Source organism: Sphingomonas sp. ABOLE (assembly GCF_003950455.1).
Taxonomy (GTDB): Bacteria; Pseudomonadota; Alphaproteobacteria; order Sphingomonadales; family Sphingomonadaceae; genus Sphingomonas; species Sphingomonas trueperi.
On sequence record NZ_QQWY01000026.1, the window covers coordinates 1 to 17,648 of the forward strand.

Annotated in this window: 16 protein-coding genes; 4 read left to right on the plus strand and 12 right to left on the minus strand. The window is 69.0% G+C overall.

Going from position 1 to position 17,648, the window contains the following annotated elements:
* Nucleotides 1-3: 3 nt before the first annotated feature.
* The 12 genes from CA234_RS15760 to CA234_RS15820 all read right to left on the minus strand — a co-directional run bounded on the left by CA234_RS15760 (nt 4) and on the right by CA234_RS15820 (nt 14,190).
* The gene (locus tag CA234_RS15760) at nt 4-426 is read right to left on the minus strand and encodes an endonuclease domain-containing protein (RefSeq protein WP_126002175.1); all 423 of its coding nucleotides are present in this window, start codon (nt 424-426) and stop codon (nt 4-6) included.
* A 77-nt stretch (nt 427-503) separates the two neighbouring features.
* Nucleotides 504-2,105, minus strand: a complete 1,602-nt coding sequence (locus tag CA234_RS15765; RefSeq protein WP_126002176.1) for a carboxyl transferase domain-containing protein — start codon at nt 2,103-2,105, stop codon at nt 504-506.
* Nucleotides 2,106-2,298: 193 nt separating this feature from the next.
* A complete protein-coding gene (locus tag CA234_RS15770; protein ID WP_126002177.1) occupies nt 2,299-3,456 on the minus strand; it encodes an isovaleryl-CoA dehydrogenase in 1,158 nt (385 codons plus the stop codon).
* Nucleotides 3,453-3,821: a Rieske 2Fe-2S domain-containing protein gene (locus CA234_RS15775; protein WP_126002178.1), complete on the minus strand. Its 369-nt coding sequence runs from the start codon at nt 3,819-3,821 to the stop codon at nt 3,453-3,455. Before CA234_RS15775 ends, CA234_RS15770 begins: the two co-directional genes overlap by 4 nt.
* A gap of 200 nt (nt 3,822-4,021) precedes the next feature.
* Nucleotides 4,022-5,299, minus strand: a complete 1,278-nt coding sequence (hmgA, locus tag CA234_RS15780; RefSeq protein WP_126002179.1) for a homogentisate 1,2-dioxygenase — start codon at nt 5,297-5,299, stop codon at nt 4,022-4,024.
* 266 nt (nt 5,300-5,565) lie between these two features.
* On the minus strand, nt 5,566-6,606 hold the full coding sequence (gene hppD, locus CA234_RS15785; RefSeq protein ID WP_125973324.1) for a 4-hydroxyphenylpyruvate dioxygenase: 1,041 nt from the start codon (nt 6,604-6,606) through the stop codon (nt 5,566-5,568).
* A gap of 51 nt (nt 6,607-6,657) precedes the next feature.
* A complete protein-coding gene (locus CA234_RS15790; protein WP_126002180.1) occupies nt 6,658-8,007 on the minus strand; it encodes an FAD/NAD(P)-binding protein in 1,350 nt (449 codons plus the stop codon).
* 25 nt (nt 8,008-8,032) lie between these two features.
* A complete protein-coding gene (locus tag CA234_RS15795) occupies nt 8,033-8,299 on the minus strand; it encodes a DUF6356 family protein (RefSeq protein WP_126002181.1) in 267 nt (88 codons plus the stop codon).
* 268 nt (nt 8,300-8,567) lie between these two features.
* The gene (locus CA234_RS15805; RefSeq protein WP_126002183.1) at nt 8,568-9,437 is read right to left on the minus strand and encodes an NAD(P)-dependent oxidoreductase; all 870 of its coding nucleotides are present in this window, start codon (nt 9,435-9,437) and stop codon (nt 8,568-8,570) included.
* A gap of 57 nt (nt 9,438-9,494) precedes the next feature.
* The gene (mprF, locus tag CA234_RS15810) at nt 9,495-12,086 is read right to left on the minus strand and encodes a bifunctional lysylphosphatidylglycerol flippase/synthetase MprF (protein ID WP_126002184.1); all 2,592 of its coding nucleotides are present in this window, start codon (nt 12,084-12,086) and stop codon (nt 9,495-9,497) included.
* A gap of 81 nt (nt 12,087-12,167) precedes the next feature.
* Nucleotides 12,168-12,932, minus strand: a complete 765-nt coding sequence (locus CA234_RS15815) for an AcvB/VirJ family lysyl-phosphatidylglycerol hydrolase (RefSeq protein WP_126002185.1) — start codon at nt 12,930-12,932, stop codon at nt 12,168-12,170.
* Nucleotides 12,933-13,107: 175 nt separating this feature from the next.
* Entirely contained in the window at nt 13,108-14,190 is a 1,083-nt protein-coding gene (locus CA234_RS15820) for a potassium channel protein (RefSeq protein ID WP_126002186.1), read from the minus strand.
* Nucleotides 14,191-14,306: 116 nt separating this feature from the next.
* Here CA234_RS15820 and CA234_RS15825 point away from each other — a divergent pair, with 116 nt between their 5' ends.
* From CA234_RS15825 to CA234_RS15840, 4 genes are all read left to right on the plus strand, one after another.
* Nucleotides 14,307-15,299 carry a L,D-transpeptidase gene (locus tag CA234_RS15825; RefSeq protein WP_126002187.1) on the plus strand — a complete coding sequence of 331 codons (993 nt, stop codon included), beginning with the start codon at nt 14,307-14,309 and terminating at the stop codon, nt 15,297-15,299.
* A 183-nt stretch (nt 15,300-15,482) separates the two neighbouring features.
* On the plus strand, nt 15,483-16,061 hold the full coding sequence (locus tag CA234_RS15830; protein ID WP_126002188.1) for a M23 family metallopeptidase: 579 nt from the start codon (nt 15,483-15,485) through the stop codon (nt 16,059-16,061).
* Between the two features lie 40 nt (nt 16,062-16,101).
* A complete protein-coding gene (gene efp, locus CA234_RS15835) occupies nt 16,102-16,665 on the plus strand; it encodes an elongation factor P (protein ID WP_125977018.1) in 564 nt (187 codons plus the stop codon).
* Nucleotides 16,666-16,784: 119 nt separating this feature from the next.
* Nucleotides 16,785-17,600, plus strand: a complete 816-nt coding sequence (locus CA234_RS15840) for an inositol monophosphatase family protein (protein ID WP_126002189.1) — start codon at nt 16,785-16,787, stop codon at nt 17,598-17,600.
* Nucleotides 17,601-17,648 lie beyond the last annotated feature (48 nt).

Genomic DNA, 17,648 nt, shown 5'->3' on the forward strand with positions numbered 1-17,648 from the left:
GCCTTAAAATTCCTCCCCGGAACGGGGAGGGGGACCGCCGGCCGAAGGCCGGGGGTGGAGGGGAAGCCGCGCCCGGCAGGCGCGAACGATGTGGACCAGGACAGCGTCGAGGTCGCGCAGGATCTCGCTCGCGGGGACGCGAAGCGTTGCGAAGCCGCGTTGTCCAAGGCGATGGTCCCGGCGAGCGTCACGCTCCGGCCGGTCGCCACGTTCATGGGCCTCCCCGTCTACTTCGATCGCGAGCCGCGCCTCCAGGCAGGCAAAGTCGATACGATAGCCGAGCTGCGGGTTCTGGCGGCGAAACTTGAACCCGCCCGGGCGCTTGCGCAGCTGTTGCCAGAGCAGAACCTCAGGCAATTCCAGCTTGGCGCGATCCTCGCGAGCCTGTTCCACCGCCCGGCGGGGCGTGCGGAGAATTTCGGGCATTTCCCCTCCACCACGCGGCTTCGCCGCGCGGTCCCCCTCCCCGTTCCGGGGAGGAATTGGAGGGGCCGCTTCGCTACTCACATCCGGAACACGCCGAACTGCGGCCGCTCCGGGATCGGCGCGTTGAGCGTGGCCGCCAGCGCCAGGCCCAGCACGTCGCGGGTCTGGGCCGGATCGATGATGCCGTCGTCCCACAGCCGCGCGGTGGCGTGCCAGGGATTGCCCTCGTCCTCGTATTTCTGGCGGATCGGCGCCTTGAACGCCTCGGCTTCCTCCGGGGACCAGCTCGCGGCATCCCGGTGGACCGTCGCCAGCACGCTCGCCGCCTGCTCGCCGCCCATCACGCTGATGCGGGCATTGGGCCAGCTGAACAGGAAGCGCGGCGAATAGGCGCGGCCGCACATGCCGTAATTGCCCGCGCCGAAGCTGCCGCCGATCAGGATGGTGAGCTTCGGCACGCTCGCCGTCGCCACCGCGGTCACCAGCTTGGCGCCGTGCTTCGCGATGCCCTCCGCCTCATACTTGCCGCCGACCATGAAGCCCGAGATGTTCTGGAGGAACAGCAGCGGAATGCGCCGCTGGCAGGCGAGCTCGATGAAATGCGCGCCCTTCTGCGCGCTTTCGGAGAACAGCACGCCGTTGTTGGCAAGGATCGCGACCGGCATCCCCCAGATATGCGCGAAACCGCACACCAGCGAGCTACCGTACAGCGCCTTGAATTCGTGGAATTCCGAGCCGTCGACCAGCCGCGCGATCACCTCGTGCACGTCATAGGGCGCGCGGACGTCGGCGGGGAGGATGCCGTACAGCTCCTCGGCCGCATATTTGGGCGGGCGCGGATCCTTGAGCGCGACATCGGGAATGCGGTCGGCGGGGAGATGGCTGACGATGTCGCGGACAATAGTCAGCGCATGTTCGTCATTCTCGGCGAGATGGTCGACCACGCCCGAGCGGCGGGCATGGAGGTCGCCGCCGCCGAGATCCTCGGCGCTGATCTCCTCGCCGGTCGCGGCCTTCACCAGCGGCGGGCCGGCGAGGAAGATCGTGCCCTGGTTGCGCACGATCACGCTCTCGTCGGACATGGCGGGGACATAGGCGCCGCCGGCGGTGCAGCTGCCCATCACGCAGGCGATCTGCGGGATGCCCTGTGCGCTCATGTTCGCCTGGTTGAAGAAGATGCGGCCGAAATGGTCCTTGTCCGGGAACACCTCGGCCTGGTGCGGCAGGTTGGCCCCGCCGCTGTCGACGAGGTAGATGCAGGGCAGGCGGTTGGCCTCGGCGATCTCCTGCGCGCGGAGATGCTTCTTCACCGTCATCGGATAATAGGTGCCGCCCTTCACCGTGGCGTCGTTGCAGACGATCATCACCATCCGGCCGGAGACGCGGCCGATGCCGGCGATCACCCCCGCGCCGGGGACCTCGCCGTCATACAGGTCGCAGGCCGCGAGCTGGCCGATTTCGAGGAAGGGCGCACCGGGATCGAGCAGCCGCTCGACCCGCTCGCGGGGGAGCAGCTTGCCGCGCGCGACATGCTTGGCGCGGGCGGACTCGCTGCCGCCGAGCGCGGCAAGCGCGACGTCGGCGCGGAGCTTCTCGGCCAGCGCCCGGTGGTGCGCGGCCTGGGCGCGGAACGGGTCGCTGTCGGGGTTGACGGCGGTGGGGAGGACAGGGGCGGTCATGCGGCTACCTTCATTCCTCCCCGGTACGGGGAGGGGGACCATGTGCGCAGCACATGGTGGAGGAGCCGCCGCGGCACGCGGCGGGATCCTGCGCTTCGAACGAGTTCCGCGCCTTGCGGCACGGCCCCTCCACCCCGCGCCTGCGGCGCGCGGTCCCCCTCCCCGTGCCGGGGAGGAATTGGGAGCTCGACCCTCACGCGGCAGCCCCCAGCAATTCGCGGCCGATCAGCATGCGGCGGATCTCGTTGGTCCCCGCGCCGATGTCGAGCAGCTTGGCGTCGCGCAGGAAGCGTTCGACCGGCCAGTCCTTGGTGTAGCCGGCGCCGCCCAGCGCCTGCACCGCCTCGCCCGCAACGCGGAAGGCGTTCTCGCTGGCGAGCAGGATGGCGCCCGCCGCATCGAAGCGGGTCGTCTTGCCCGCATCGCAGCTCCTCGCCACGGCATAGACATAGGCGCGCGCCGAGTTGAGCGCGACGTACATGTCGGCGATCTTGGCCTGCATCAGCTGGAAGCTGCCGATCGCCTGGCCGAACTGCTTGCGCTCGCGCAGATAGGGCAGGACGACGTCGAGGCACGCCTGCATGATTCCGAGCTGGATGCCGGCGAGCACGGTCCGCTCATAGTCGAGCCCGCTCATCAGCACGGCGACGCCGCCATTGAGCGGGCCCATCACGTTCGCCTCGGGCACCTCGCAATCGGTGAACACCAGTTCCGAGGTGGGCGAGCCGCGCATGCCCATCTTGTCGATCTTCTGGCCGATCGCGAAGCCGGGCATGTCCTTCTCGATCAGGAAGGTGGTGATGCCGCGCGAGCCCTCGCCGGTCTTGGCATAGACGACGAGCGTGTCGGCGTACGCCGCGTTGGTGATCCAGAACTTGGTGCCGTTGAGCACATAGCCGCCCTGGACCTTCTCCGCCTTGAGCTTCATCGAGACGACGTCCGATCCGGCGCCGGCCTCGGACATGGCGAGACTGCCGACATGCTCGCCCGAGATCAGCTTCGGCAGATACTTGGCCTTCTGCTCTTCATTGCCCCAGCGGGCGATCTGGTTGACGCAGAGGTTCGAGTGGGCGCCATAGCTGAGCCCGATCGAGGCCGAGGCGCGGGCGACTTCCTCGCAGGCGATGACATGCTCGAGATAGCCGAGTCCGAGGCCGCCATCGGCCTCCGGCACGGTGATGCCGTGCAGGCCGAGCTCGCCCATCGCCGCCCAGAGTTCGTCGCGCGGAAACCAGTCCTCGGCATCGATCCGCGCGGCGAGCGGCGCGATCCTGTCGCGGGCGAAGCGCGCGGTGGTGTCGCGGATCATGTCGGCGGAATCGCCGAGGGCGAAATCGAAATCCGGGGTCATTCTGTGTCCTCTCCAACGGTCACGATCATGCCGTCGATTGTCGTTACGGGCCATGGAAGCAGTCGCGCGCCGACGCAAGGGCCGCCGACGCACCGGCCCTCCTCCACGGTGTAGAGCGCGCCGTGCCAGCTGCACTGGATATGGGTGGCATCGGGGGTGAGATAGGCGTCGAGCTGCTGGGTCAGCGGCACCGGCATGTGGGCGCAGCGATCGACATAGCCGAACACTTGGCTGCCCCGACGGACGACGAAGCCGTGGAAGCGCCCGGCGCGCATCTCCAGCACGAAGTTGCGGGCGGTGCCGTCGGGGATCAGGTCGAGCGGGCCAAGGGGCACGCCGGCGGGGGTGGCGGTGAGGCGGCCCACCTACCTGCCTCCCCCTTGATGGGGGAGCCCGCGAGACTTGGCAGCTTGCTGCCTAGTCGCAGCGGGAGAGGGTGAAGCGGCGCTGTGCGCCGCGCGATTTGCGTCCGCAAATCGCCCCCCTCTCCAAGCTGCGCTAGGCGCTGAAGCGCCAAGCTTCGCTATCCTCCCCCGCAAGGGGGGAGGAGCAACCAAGCAGTGGTTCACGGCAGCTGGGCCTTGGGGAAGCCTTCCCACACTGCGTCATAGTCCGGCTGGGCGTGCGACAGCGCATGCTCGGTCGGGCGATAGGGCCAGCAGGTTTCGACCATGAACGCCATCGTGCCCTCGATCTTGTGCGGCTTGAGGGTCGCCTCGGTCGCTCCGCGCCAGCTGGCGACGTCGGGGCCGTGGCCCGCCATCAGATTGTGGAGCGACAGCCCGCCGGGCGCAAAGCCCTCGGCCTTGGCGTCGTACGCGCCGTGGATCAGTCCCATCGCCTCGCTCATCACGTTGCGGTGGAACCAGGGCGGGCGGAACGTGTCCTCGGCGACCATCCAGCGCGGCGGGAAGATCACGAAATCGGCGTTGGCGCGGCCTGCCACGGTGCTCGGCGAGGTGAGCACGGTGAAGATCGAGGGGTCAGGATGGTCGAAGCTCACCGTGTTGATCGTGTTGAACCGGGCGAGATCGTAGCGATAGGGCGCGAGATTGCCGTGCCATGCCACCACGTCGAGCGGACTGTAGGGCAGGGTGGTTATCCACAGATTTGCCAACGACTTCTGCACAAGCTGAAACGCCTCGTCCCGATCTTCGAACCAGGCGGCGGGGGTCTCGAAATCGCGCGGGTTGGCGAGGCCGTTGGCGCCGATCGGGCCAAGATCGGGCAGGCGGAAGGGCGCGCCGTAATTCTCGGCGACATAGCCGGTGGCGCTGCCCTCGGGGAGCAGCACGCGGAAGCGGACGCCGCGCGGGATCACGGCGATCTGGCCGGGGGCGATGTCGATCCGGCCAAGCTCGGTCAGCAGCGCCAGCGCGCCGGCCTGCGGGATGAAGAGCAGCTCGCCGTCCGCGTCGACGAAGGCGCGATTGTCCATGTCGCGATTGGCGGCGTAGCGGTGGACGACCACGCCCTCCAGATCGGCGGGATCGCGCGTGGCGAGCATCGTCTCCATGCCGTCGATCCAGTCGACCGGGCCGGCGGGAGCGGGGATGGGGCCCCAGCGCAGGCGGTTCGGCGCGAGCGGCTTGGCCGGGGTGTGGGGCGAGAACAGCGGGGCGCCCTCATAGGGCCGGTAGGGCGGGTGCTCGGCGCTGGGGCGCAGCCGGTAGAGCCAGGAGCGGCGGTTCTCGGCGCGCGGCGCGGTGAAGGCGGTGCCGGAGAGCTGCTCGGCATAGAGGCCATAGGGGGGGCGCTGCGGGCTGTTGCGGCCGATCGGCAGCGCGCCGGGCACGGCCTCGGTGGAGACATGATTGCCGAAGCCGGGGAAATAGTGGGTCATCCTGCTCCTCCTCCTCCCTCAGGAGGCTATCGCCGCTCGGGGGCTTGTTGGCCCATTTTCGTCATTCCCGCGAAGGCGGGAATCCATTTGCCAGGACGCTCGGGGCAGGAACCGCAGCTTCAGCGCCAATGGATCCCCGCCTTCGCGGGTATGACGGATGTCGTGGGGCTGCGGTTGGCCGGTCCGAAAGGGGAAGGGGAATGGGGCCGGGGTATGCCATGCTGTTCCTGCGGCGGCACCCCCGGCTCTCTCCCTCTCCAAACGGGTCAGGCGTCGACCTTGATGACGCCGCGGCGGATCTGGTCGAGCTCGATGCTCTCGAACAGTGCCTGGAAATTGCCGTTGCCGAAGCCCTCATTGCCTTTGCGCTGGATGATCTCGAAGAAGATCGGGCCGAACATCGTCTCGGTGAAGATCTGGAGCAGGATGCCCTCGCCCGTCTCTACCGAGCCGTCGATCAGGATGCGGTTCTTGCGCAGCCGCTCGACATCCTCGCCGTGCCCGGGGACGCGCTTGTCGATCAGCTCGTAATAGGTCTCGATCGTATCCTGCAGCCGCACGCCGCGGGCGCGCAGGCGCTCGACCGTGTCGTAGATGTCGTCGGTGGTCAGCGCGAGGTGCTGGATGCCTTCGCCGTTATACTCGCGGAGGAATTCCTCGATCTGGCTGTTGTCGTCCTGGCTTTCGTTCAGCGGGATGCGGATCGCCTTGTCCGGCGCGATCATCGCCTGGCTGAACAAGCCGGTCGCCTTGCCCTTGATGTCGAAATATTTCTGCTCCTCGAAGCCGAAGAGCGTGCGGTAGAACTCGCTCCACACCCGCATCTGGCCGCGGCGGACATTGTGGGTGAGGTGGTCGAGCAGGTCGAGCCCGACGCTGTTCTCGGCCTCCGCCTCGCGCCAGCCCGGGAACTCGGCCCAGTCGGCATAGAGGTCATGGCCGTCCTGGATGAAATAGAGGTAGGAACCGCCGATGCCTTGGATGACGGTGTCGTCCTCATCCGTCGGCTTGCCGCCATGGGCGAGCGCCCATTCCATCGCCTTTTTGGGGTCCGCGACGCGGAAGGCCATCGCGCTGGCCGAGGGGCCGTGCTCGCCGCGGAAGGCGGCGACGCGGCCGGCATCGTCGCGGTTGAGCATCAGGTTGATGCGGCCCTGCTTGTAGCGGGTGATGTTCTTGCGCGGGTGGCGATGGGTGGGGACGAAGCCCAGCTGCTCGAACTGGCGCGCCATCGCGTCCGGATCGGGCGAGGTGAACTCGACGAACTCGAAGCCGTTGAGGCCGAGCGGATTGGCGGTATCGGTCATGGACGACCTGATACCGCATTATCGGATTTAGTGTCAAATGTTACCAGTTCGTCATAGTCCCTCGCCGCCGACCCAATGCGCGTTGGAGAGGCGGCGCGCGACCGCCCAGGTCTGGGTGCGGATATCGGGCACCGCGACGATCTCCCAGAAGGCGCCGCGGGTCATCGGGCCGAGGGCGTAGAGATTGGCGTTGGCGGTGCCGTCGGCGGCGATGGTCTGGCCCTGGTTGTCGACGTCGATGCCGATATGGGCGGTGTCCGGACGGATCACGCCGCGGGCGGCGAGGCGCTGGAGCAGCGGCTCGCGGCTGCGGGCGAGGTCGCCGAGCGGGCCGGTGCAGTTGACGATGCGCTGGGCGAGGATCGTCTCGGGCGCGTCCTGCCCGCGCGGGCGCAGCGTGACGGCGATGCCCTCCGGGCCTTCGGCGAAACCCAGCGTCTTGGCTGCGCGCACCGCCAGCTGGCCGCGATCGATCAGCGCCTGGAGCCGGGCATGGACCTCGGGCGCGAGGCGGTGGCGGTGGACGTCCCACCAGGGGCGCAAGTGGCGGAGGAAGCGGGCGCGCTCGTCCTCGCTGGCATTGGCCCATATCGGCTGGGTGAAGGGGCGAAGCTCGTCGACCGCGTTGCGCCAGCCGATCTGCTCGGCCCGCGCGCGCACCGTGCGTACCAGTTCGGATGCCTTGGTGCGCGGGCGTTCGCGGATCTTGTCCCAGTCCTGTCCCGCGGCGTGGGGGCGAGGGAGCAGGCCGCGGCGGGAAACCGCGACGATCTTGCCGCCGAACCCGCGCGCCTCCAGCAGCAGCGCCACGTCGACCATGGTGAGGCCGGTGCCGATCACCAGCACCGTATCGCCGTCGGACAGGCCTTCGGGGACGCTCGGGTCCCAGGGATCGCCCTTGTAGCGCGCGCTCGAAAGCGTCGCGGGATCGAGCCCGGGCGGATCGTGCGGCGGCAGGTTGCCGACCGCGAGCACCGCGGCATCGGCGCGCAGCGTGCCGTCCGACAGCTGGAGCGTCGCGCCGTCGGCATCGAAGGTCACGTCCTCCACCTCGCCGCGGACGAGGCGCAGGCGGTCCGGATAGCGGGCGAGCGCCTCGTCCAGCATCTCGCGCAGATATTCGCCATAGACGCGGCGCGGCACGAAGCTGGCCGCGGCATGCTCAACGCCGCGCGCTTCCAGCCAGCGGACGAGATGGCCGGGATCGTCCGGGAAGGCGCTCATGTTCGCGGCGCGGACGTTGAGCAGGTGCGAGGGATGGGCGGCACCATAGGCGAGCCCGGTGCCCGCCACCGGCGCCCGCTCGATCAGCGTGGCGCGCGGGCCCTCGTGGCGGATGAGGTTGATCGCCTGGAGCGTGCCCGAAAAGCCCGCGCCGATGATGGCGACGTGTTCGATCATGGGTGCGGCTCCCCCGATGCCGGCGTCAGATTTGGTAGTCGAGCTGCCACTCGGGCCGGCGGAAGGCGGGTTGCTGCCCGGCAAAGGCGGGCTGGCGCGCCTCCATCTGGGCGTAGAGCCGCTTCACCGAGTCGCTCGCGGTGCGGACGAACAGGAAGGGCAGCACCGCATGGACGATGCAGGCGACCCCGCCGACCATCATCGTCACGCCGAACCTGGCCGCGGTGGCGGCATGCTCGCCATAGCTTTCGCCGACGCTGCGCGGATGGGCGAGGAAAAGCCGAGTGATCATATGGGAATTGTACGCGCGTTCGGGGCGAGGGGGAAGGGCGTCCGTCCTATTTCCCTCTCCCCTGGCGCGATAGATGAGGGGCCCGGCTGCACTCCAATACCCCGTCATCCCCGCGAAGGCGGGGATCCATTGGCGCTGAAGCTGCGGCTCCTGCCCCCAGCGTCCTGGCAAATGGATTCCCGCCTTCGCGGGAATGACAACGGCCTTGCGAAGCTGCTGTCCATCGTCGCGAGGGCAGTCCTCTCCCACAAGGGGAGAGGGAAAGGTGTCACAGCTTGGCGATCGTCTCGGCCAGCGCGGTCACGTCGACGTCGCTGCCTTCGGTCTTCACGGTCTCGGTGAGGTGCGCGCGGACCAGGTCGAGCAGCGGCAGCTTCGCGCCGACCGCCTCCGCTGCTTCCCCGGCGAGGCGCATGTCCTTGAGACCGAGCGGTGCGGCAAAGCCGGCGGGACGGTGGCGGCGCTCGGCGATCGGCGGGCCATAGACCTTGTGGATCGCGCCGTCGAAGATCGTGCCCGAGAACACCTCCAGCATCTTCTCGCGCGCCACGCCGCCCTTCTCGCCGAGCGACATCGCCTCGCCATAGGCCTCGACCGTCGCCATGATCATGAAGTTGCCGGCGAGCTTCACCAGATTCGCGGCGGAGGGCTTGTCGCCCATCGGGAAGGTGACGCGGCCGAGCGCGTCGAGGATCGGCGCAGCGGCCTCCATCGCCTCGGGCGACCCTGCGGCGACGATGGCGAGCTTGCCCTGCGCGGCGACCGGCGGGCGGCCGAACACGGGTGCCGAGACGAAGCGGTGGCCTGCCGCTGCATGGCGTTCCGCCAGCTTGTCGGCGGTGGCGACGGCGATGGTGCTGTGCGAGAGATGCAGCGCGCCCGGCGCCATGCCGGCGAGGATGCCGTCCTCGCCCTCGAGGATCGCCTCCAGCGCGGCGTCGTCCGCCACCATGGTCAGCACGGCCTGCGCGCCGTCGGCGGCTTCGCGGGGCGTGCGGGCGAGGCGGGCGCCGCGTGTCGTGAGCGGTTCGGCCTTGTCGGGCGAGCGGTTCCAGACGGTGAGCGTGTGCCCGGCATCGAGCAATGCGCCCGCCATGCCGATCCCCATCTGTCCGAGCCCGAGAAATGCGAGGTCCATGCGTGTCTCCCTGGTTACGCCGCCGCATGTGGGGTGCGGGGCCTGGAACCCAAGGGGTTATCCGCCGATCAGTATGGTCGCATCGATCAGCGCCCGTGGGACGGAAACGCCCGGCGTGGTGCCGATATAGCGCGGGATCCAGCTCGGCCCGAATTTCTGCTTGAACGCGCGTAGTCCGGAAAAGCCGTAGATCCGCTCGCCATGGCCGTAGACCGCCGCCCCCAGCCGCGACCAGATCGGCGCGAGCGGGCCGGGCTTGAGGCCGGAGAGCGGCGCCATGCCGAGGTTGAAGCGCTGAAACCCCTTTGCCGCGCCATATTGCAGCAGCCGCACGAACAGCAGGTCCATCGCGCCATAGGGCGTGTCCGGCCGGTGGCGCATCAGGTCGACGGAGATTTCCTCGCGGTTGGGCGTCTCCCACAGATTGGCGAAGGCGACGACCGCGCCCTCCAGCCGCAGCACCGCGCAGTCGAAATGCGCAAGATAGTCGGCATCGAAGCGGCCGAGGCTGAAGCGCTTCTCCGCACCCGGCTTGTCCGCCAGCCAGGCATCGGAGACGCGCTGGAGTTCGGGGAGGAGGGCAGGCACCTGCGCGGCGGGCACCACCTCGAACACCAGCCCCTCGCTGGTCGCCCGCTTCACCGAATAGCGCAGCGACTTGAACTGGCCGCCCTTGAGGTCATAGCCCTGGCGGAGATCGACGACCGCCTCCTCGCCATATTTGAGCGGCTGGAGGCCGAGCTCGACGACCAAAGGCAGCATCGCCGCGCTGACCTGGAACAGGCAGAGCCGCCCCCGCGCGGCGTCGCAGCGGCGGCGGATTTCCCAGATCAGCTCGGACCAGGCTTCCTCGGGGCCGACGGGATCGCCCATCACGATCCAGGTGCGGCCCTGCACGCGGTACATCAGGAAGGCGTCGCCCGCGGTGGAGACGAGGAAGTCCTTGTCGCCGGTATAGGCCAGCATCGCGTCGGCGCGGCTGGTGGCGGCGATCGCCCGCGCGGCGACCTGCGGGTCGAGCGCCTGGTGCTCGCGGACCCGCGGGGCGGCGGACATCAGCCGCCAGAAGGCCCAGCCGACCAGCAGCATCGTCGCGCCCAGCGTCGCGCGCAGGAAGCGAGGCGCGTTGCCGCGCCAGGCGAAGTCCCACCAAAGATCGTCGCTATACGGCACGCGCTTGTAGGCGAAGAAGCCGGCCCAGGCGCTCAAGAGCAGCGCGATCAGCGCCGCCGCCCACCACCAGCGCGCGACCGGGGCGGAGCCGATTCCGGCGCTGCGATAGAAGCCGGGGCGGGCATATTGGAGGAGCCCGGCGACGATCAACAAGACCGTCGCTTCCTCGTAATCGATGCCCTTGGCGATCGAGAACACCGCGCCCGCCACCAGCAGCAGCCGCGCCGCGTAGAAGCCGCTCTTGAGCCGCGCCTGCACGGCGGGGGCGATCAGCAGCAGCGCGGTGCCGACCAGGCTCGCGGCGAAGTGCGAGCCCTCGACGAAGGGCAGCGGCAGGATGTCGTGGAGCGGGTGCATCCGGCCATGCGCCGGCGGCAGCGCGCCGGAGACGAGCAGCACCAGCCCGCCGCCGAACACGAGCAAGGCGAGCAGCGGCGGTACCAGCGCCTGGCCGATCCGGTGCGCGACGCTGAGCCCCGTCGCGATCGGACGGCGCAGCCGTCGTCCCTCGATGCCGACGAGCAGCGCGCCGGCGACGAGCAACGGGAGGAGGTAGTAGACCAATCGGTAGAGCAGCAGCGCGGCGAACAGGCCGCTGCGGCCGATCGGCACCAGCGCCAGCATCACCGCCTCGAACACGCCGATCCCGCCCGGCACATGGGTGACCAGCGCGATCACGAGGGCGAGCGCATAGGCGAGGAAGAAGCTGCCGATCAGCGCGGGATCGGCATGGGGGATCAGCACGAACAGCGCGCCCGACGCGCAGGCGAGGTCGATCGCGGCGGTGCCGATCTGGCCCGCCATCAGCGGCACCGGCGGCAGCGGCAGGCTCGCGACGCCGAGGCGCAGCTCGGCCAATCCGCGGGCGCGGGCCACGAACAGCGCGGCGAAGGCGAGCAGCACCGCCAGCCCCGCGCCGTGGAGCAGCGCCAGCGGCAGCGTCTGGCCGAAGAGCGTGAGCGGCGCCGGCGCGGCGAGCAACGCGATGGCGGTCACCGCGAACACTCCGCTCCAGAAAGTGGCGCTGGCGATCAGCGTGATCCGGGCGACATCGGCGAAGTCGAGCCCCGCCGCGCCGTACGCCCGCAGCCGCGCCGTGCCGCCGGTGAGCAGCGACAGGCCGAGATTATGGCTGATCGTGTAGCTGGTGAACGAGGCGAGCGCCGCGGTCCGCCACGGCAGCCGCTGGCCGATCGCGCGCACCGCGAACCAGTCGTAGAGGGTAAGCGCCAGATAGGAGGCGGCGGTGAGCGCCAGCGCCGCCGCCAGCCGAGCAGGTTCGATCCGGTGCAGCGCGTGCCGCACGTCGCGCAGATGCACCTCGGTGAGGATCGTGCGCACCGCCTCGAAGGCCAATGCGGCGAGCGCCAGCGTGATCAGGATCAGCAGCGGCCGGCGATGGCGCGCGAGCCAGGCCAGCGGACCCAATGCGGTCGACGGCGCGTCCTCCGGCACGTCGATTTCGGCGATCTGCATCCAACTCCCCCGACGGCGCCTTTCCTGTGCGCCCGGTCGCCTTACTCCGGGCGAGCGCCGCCGGGCAATCGAGGGAAACGATTATGGCGCAGGCGCGTCCAGATGCGTGCCGAGCACGGGGGCGAGCGCGGCGAACACGGTGCGGACCAGCAGGTCATGGTCCATGCGGAGGAAATGGCCGCCGGGCAGGGTGATGCGGCGGACATTGGGGGCGAGCAGGGTGGGGCACAGGCTGTCGGTCTCGTCTTGCCCACGGATGCAGGTGACCGGCAGCCAGTCGAGCGCGCGCGCCGAGGCGGCGTCGGCATCGGGCGCGCCGATATAGGCGAAGCCGAGCGGATCGGCGCGGAAATAGGCGTCGGTGCCGGGCACGACGAGCACCAGCGCCGCGACCTGGGCGCGGAGCGCGGGCGGGAGCGACGCCAGGGCGACCCGGGCCATGTCCGCACCGAAGGACTGGCCGATGACGATCACCCTGGCCGCGCCCGAGCGGCGCCGGGCTTCGCGGATCGCGTCGATCAGCAGCGCCTGCACCTCGACATGGGTCTTTTGCCGGGCGAAGGCAGTCGAGCTCGCCACCGCATAGACCGGCACCCCGGCCCCGGCGAGTGCCTCGACGACATAGGAACCCATGCCGTAGCGAAGCCCCATGTCCCCCGACAGGAACACCGCGGCGACCGGCGCGGTGCCGGGGTGCTCGGGCATGCCGTAGAGGTGGACGGGATCACGATCGAGGAAGCCGGCGCTCCAATAGACCCCGAAGGCGATCGCGGCGAGCAGCGCGAGCAGGGCGGCGACCCAGCGCTTCCAGGCGAGACGGTGGGTGCGGGGGGAGGGTGTCGCCATCGTTGCGCCTTAGGCTGGGGGAGATGAAGGGAGGCTGAAGGGGAAGGCTTGATCTTAGCCCCTCCTCCTTGGAGCATCAGGTCGGTCATGCCCCGGCATGACCTGAACCGCGCGGGGCGCGGTTCACCTGCCGCCCCTGAAGGGGGGGGCTTAGGCGTCATCCTCCGCCACCCCCTCAAAACTTGTTCCGCCCGGCACGGATCTCCGCCCGCGACGTGAACAGCGCCCGCGCGCCGGCGGCCACGTCGCGCATCACCACTACCGCCTTGTCGCCCGCCTCCAGCCGCTCGTCGCGGGCGGGGCGGGGGATCGAGCGGCCGTCGGCGCGGTCGATCTGGACGATGAACACGCTGCCTTCGGCGCGGCGCTCGGCTTCCTCGATGCGCAGCCCGTCCATGGTCGCCCCCCTGGCGACCTCGATCAGCTCGACCTCGAGCCCCAGCGCGCCGAGCTCGCGCCGCAGCCGGGCGAGCTCGACATCGCCCTGCACCTGCTGGCTGTGCGGGTAGAGGATCATCCGCGCCATCGCCTCGGCGCCGATATGGGTGGGGAAGACGACGCGGTCCGCCCCGGCATGGATCAGCTTGCGCTCGGTGGTCGGCGCCTCGCCGCGGGCGATGATCTCCAGTCCGGCGTTGAGGTTGCGTGCGCTCAGCGTGATGAACACGTTCGCGGCATCGTCGGGCAGCACCGTCGCCAGTGCCCGGGCGCGCTGGATGCCGGCGGCGATCAGCACCTCCTCCTCGGTCGCGTCGCCGGCGAGGGTGCATAGCCCCGCCGCCTCCGCCTCGGCGCGCTTTTCCGGGCCGCGCTCGATCACCACCACCGGCACGGCGGCGCGGGAGAGATCGCGGGCGAGCATCAGCCCGATCCGGCCATAGCCGCAGATCACGACATGGTCGGCGAGCTTGTCGATGCGGCTCTGCATGCGGGTTGCTCCGAAAATACTCTGCAATTGCAGCACGGTGAAGAACTGGACGAGCGCGCTGGTGAGCAGGATCATGCCGGTGCAGCCCAGCACCATCGTCCCCATGGTCAGCGCGTGGAGATAGGGGGTGTCGATCGGCCGGATCTCGCCATAGCCGACGGTGTAGATGGTCAGCACGACCATGTAGCTCGCGTCGACGAAGCTCCAGCCCGCCGCCATGTAGCCGATCGTCGCCAGCACCGCGACCGCGAGGACGAACAGCAGGATCGAAACCAGGTTGCGTGTCGGCGAGCCGAGCACTTGTTCCGCTTCTGAAAGAATCCCCCGCATCGCGTCGATAAGGGCATGCGAAACGCGGCTTGTCTATCGGGGTTGGCCCGCAGCGGCAACCGCAAGGCGCATGCGAACGTTTAGCCTGGATCAGGTGAAGGATCGGGAGAGGCTGCATGCGGAAATGGGTGTTCGGAGTTGCCGCGTTGTTCGCCGCGCCCGCCATGGCGCAAGCCCCGAGCCCCAAGCCGCCGGTCGACCGCAACATCCTCCATGCGCAGGTGATCCTCGAGCATCTCGGCTTCGGGCCGGGCATTCTCGACGGGCGCGCGGGCCAGTCGCTGACCGCGGCGGTGCGCGGGCTGCAGGAAGCGCGGGGGCTGAAGGTGACCGGGGTGATCGATCCGGCGACGCTGGCGGTGCTCCACCAGTATCGCGCGCTGCGGCCGGTGCGGACGCTCGCGGTCGGCGCGACGACGATGCAGGGGCCGTTCGTCGATCCGATCCCCAAGGACCTGCCCGAGCAGGGCAAGCTGAAGACGCTCGGCTATCGCAATCCGCTCGAGAAACTGGCGGAGATGTTTCACACCACGCCGGAGGTCATCACCGCGCTCAATCCCGGCGTGACGACGATCCAGACCGGCACGATGCTGCGCCTGCCCAACGCGCTGCCGGGTTCGCGGGACTACCCCGCCGACTGGAAGCCCGAATGGCGCCAGACCCTCAACATGCTTAACGTCGATCCGCGCCAGCCCCGGGCGGATCATGTCGTCGTCGACAAGTCCGAGGGCGTGTTGAAGATCTACGGCAGCGGCAACCGGCTGGTCGCGCAGTTCAGCGCCACAATGGGAAGCGAGCATGATCCGCTGCCGATCGGTCGGTGGAAAATCAACGGTGTGGATACCAATCCCAAGTTCCATTATAATCCGAAGCTGTTCTGGGATGCCAAGAAGGACGACGATCCGGCGATGCTGCCGCCGGGGCCGAACGGACCGGTCGGGGTGGTGTGGATCGACCTGTCCAAGGAGCATTACGGCATCCACGGCACGCCCGAGCCGCAGACGATCGGCCGCACCGAAAGCCATGGCTGCATCCGCCTGACCAACTGGGATGCCGCCCGTGTCGCGCTGATGGTGAAGCCGGGCACCCCGGCGCTCTTCCAGGAATAGCGCCGTGCGCATCGCGGATGCCCGCTCCGTTCCCCGATCGTCATCCCGGCGGAAGCCGGGATCCATTCGCCTGTCGGGTGAGGCTGGAGCTGCAGCGGTGACCCCAATGGATCCCGGCTTCCGGCGGGATGACGGTATTGGGGAGGGCGGTGCGTTTCTGCCGCTAGCGTTCGGAGCAAGAGCATGCGGCGCTTCGGCCTGATCGCGGGGCTGGTGGCGGTGGCGCTGCTCGCGCTGCTGGTGTCGCGCGTGCGGTTCCTGCCGGCGGGGCAGACGCCACGCGTCCCGGCAGCGGCCCCCAAGCCCGCAGCCGCGCCGGGCGCCTCCGGGCTGGTCATCCCCGTGCAGGGCGTGCCCGCCACGGCGCTCAGCGACGATTGGGGCGAGCCGCGCGGCGACGGCACCCGCGCGCATCACGCGATCGACATCCTCGCGGCCAAGGGCACGCCGGTGCTTGCCGCCGCTTCCGGCACGGTCGAGAAGCGGTTCGAGAGCGATCTCGGCGGCCATACGCTCTACGTCCGGACGTCCGATGGCGGGACGGTGCATTATTATGCGCATCTCGATACGATCGGCGTGGCAGAGGGCGCCACCGTCCGCCGGGGCCAGCCGATCGCCACCGTGGGCGACAGCGGCAGCGCCGATGGCGGGGCACCGCACCTCCATTTCGAGGTCAAGCGGATGGCGCCAGGCGAGGGCTGGTGGCAGGGCACCAATATCGACCCCTATCCGCTGCTTGCGGGAAAGCCCGGGCGGAGCTAAAGGGCGCCGCTCAGCTCTTTCTCACATACAGGCACGATCCATGAAGATCAGCGGCGTGGACATCCGTCCCGGCAACATCATCGAATATGAGGGCGGCATCTGGCGCGCCGTCAAGATCCAGCACACCCAGCCCGGCAAGGGCGGTGCCTATATGCAGGTCGAACTCAAGAACCTGCGCGACGGCCGCAAGAACAACGTCCGCTTCCGCTCGGCCGAGACCGTGGAGCGCGTGCGCCTCGACACCAAGGATTTCCAGTTCCTGTATCCGGAAGGCGACATGCTCGTGTTCATGGACAAGGAAACCTACGATCAGACGACGCTGCCGCGCGACCTGCTCGGCGACGCCGCGGCCTTCCTGCAGGACGGCATGGACGTGCTGATGGAGCTCTATGACGAAGAGCCGATCAGCGTGCAGCTGCCCGACACGATCGAAGCGACGATCGTCGAGGCGGATGCGGTGGTGAAGGGCCAGACGGCCTCGTCCTCGTACAAGCCGGCCGTGCTCGACAATGGCGTGCGCATCATGGTGCCGCCGCACATCGCATCGGGTACGCGCATCGTCGTCGACGTGTACGAGCAGACCTACGTCCGCCGCGCGGACTGATCTGCCGGCTTCGGCCGAACATGCTAAGGGAAGGGGACGGCAGGCCTGCGTCCCCTTTTCCCGTTTTCGGGTCAGGCCTTCCTTAGTCCCCCGCAACAGCGGCAGGGAGAGAGATTGATATGGCAGCGCATTCCGGCCTTCTCACCGTCATGGACCGTGCCGCACGCAAGGCGGCACCGCGCCTGCGTCGCGACTTCAACGAGGTCACGCACCTGCAGGTCAGCCGCAAGGGCCCGGCCGACTTCGTGAGCATGGCCGACAAGCGCGCCGAGCAGACACTGATCGAGGAACTGCGCAAGGCGCGTCCCGACTGGCGCATCCTCGCCGAAGAAGGCGGCGAGCTGCCGGGCGATCCGGACAAGCCGCGCTTCATCGTCGACCCGCTCGACGGCACCACCAACTTCCTCCATGGCATCCCGCACTTCTCGATCGTCATTGCCGTCGAGGATCCGAACGGTGCCCAAGGCAAGCCGGAGATCACCCACGGCCTGGTCTACCAGCCGCTGACCGACGAGAGCTTCTGGGCGGAGAAGGGCCGTGGCGCCTGGCTGCAGGACCAGCGGCTGCGGGTTTCCGCGCGGCGCGACCTTTCGGAGTCGCTGATCGCCACCGGCATCCCGTTCATGGGCCATGGCAATTTCGCCGAGTGGAGCCGCATCTTCGGCGCGGTGGCGCCCGAAGTGGCGGGCATTCGCCGGCTCGGCTCGGCGGCGCTCGACCTCGCCTGGGTCGCGGCGGGGCGCTTCGACGGCTATTGGGAATCGGACCTGAAGCCCTGGGACGTGGCGGCGGGGATGCTGCTCGTCAAGGAAGCCGGCGGTTTCGTCACCGACTATCGCGGCCAGGACATGGCGATGCAGCGCAACCAGTTCCTCGCCGCCAATGACGGGCTCCATTCCAAGCTGCACAAGCTGGTCGCCAACGCGCTGCGCTGACGCTTTCCGTACGACTACGGAGCCGGGAAATTAACTTTATTTCCCGGC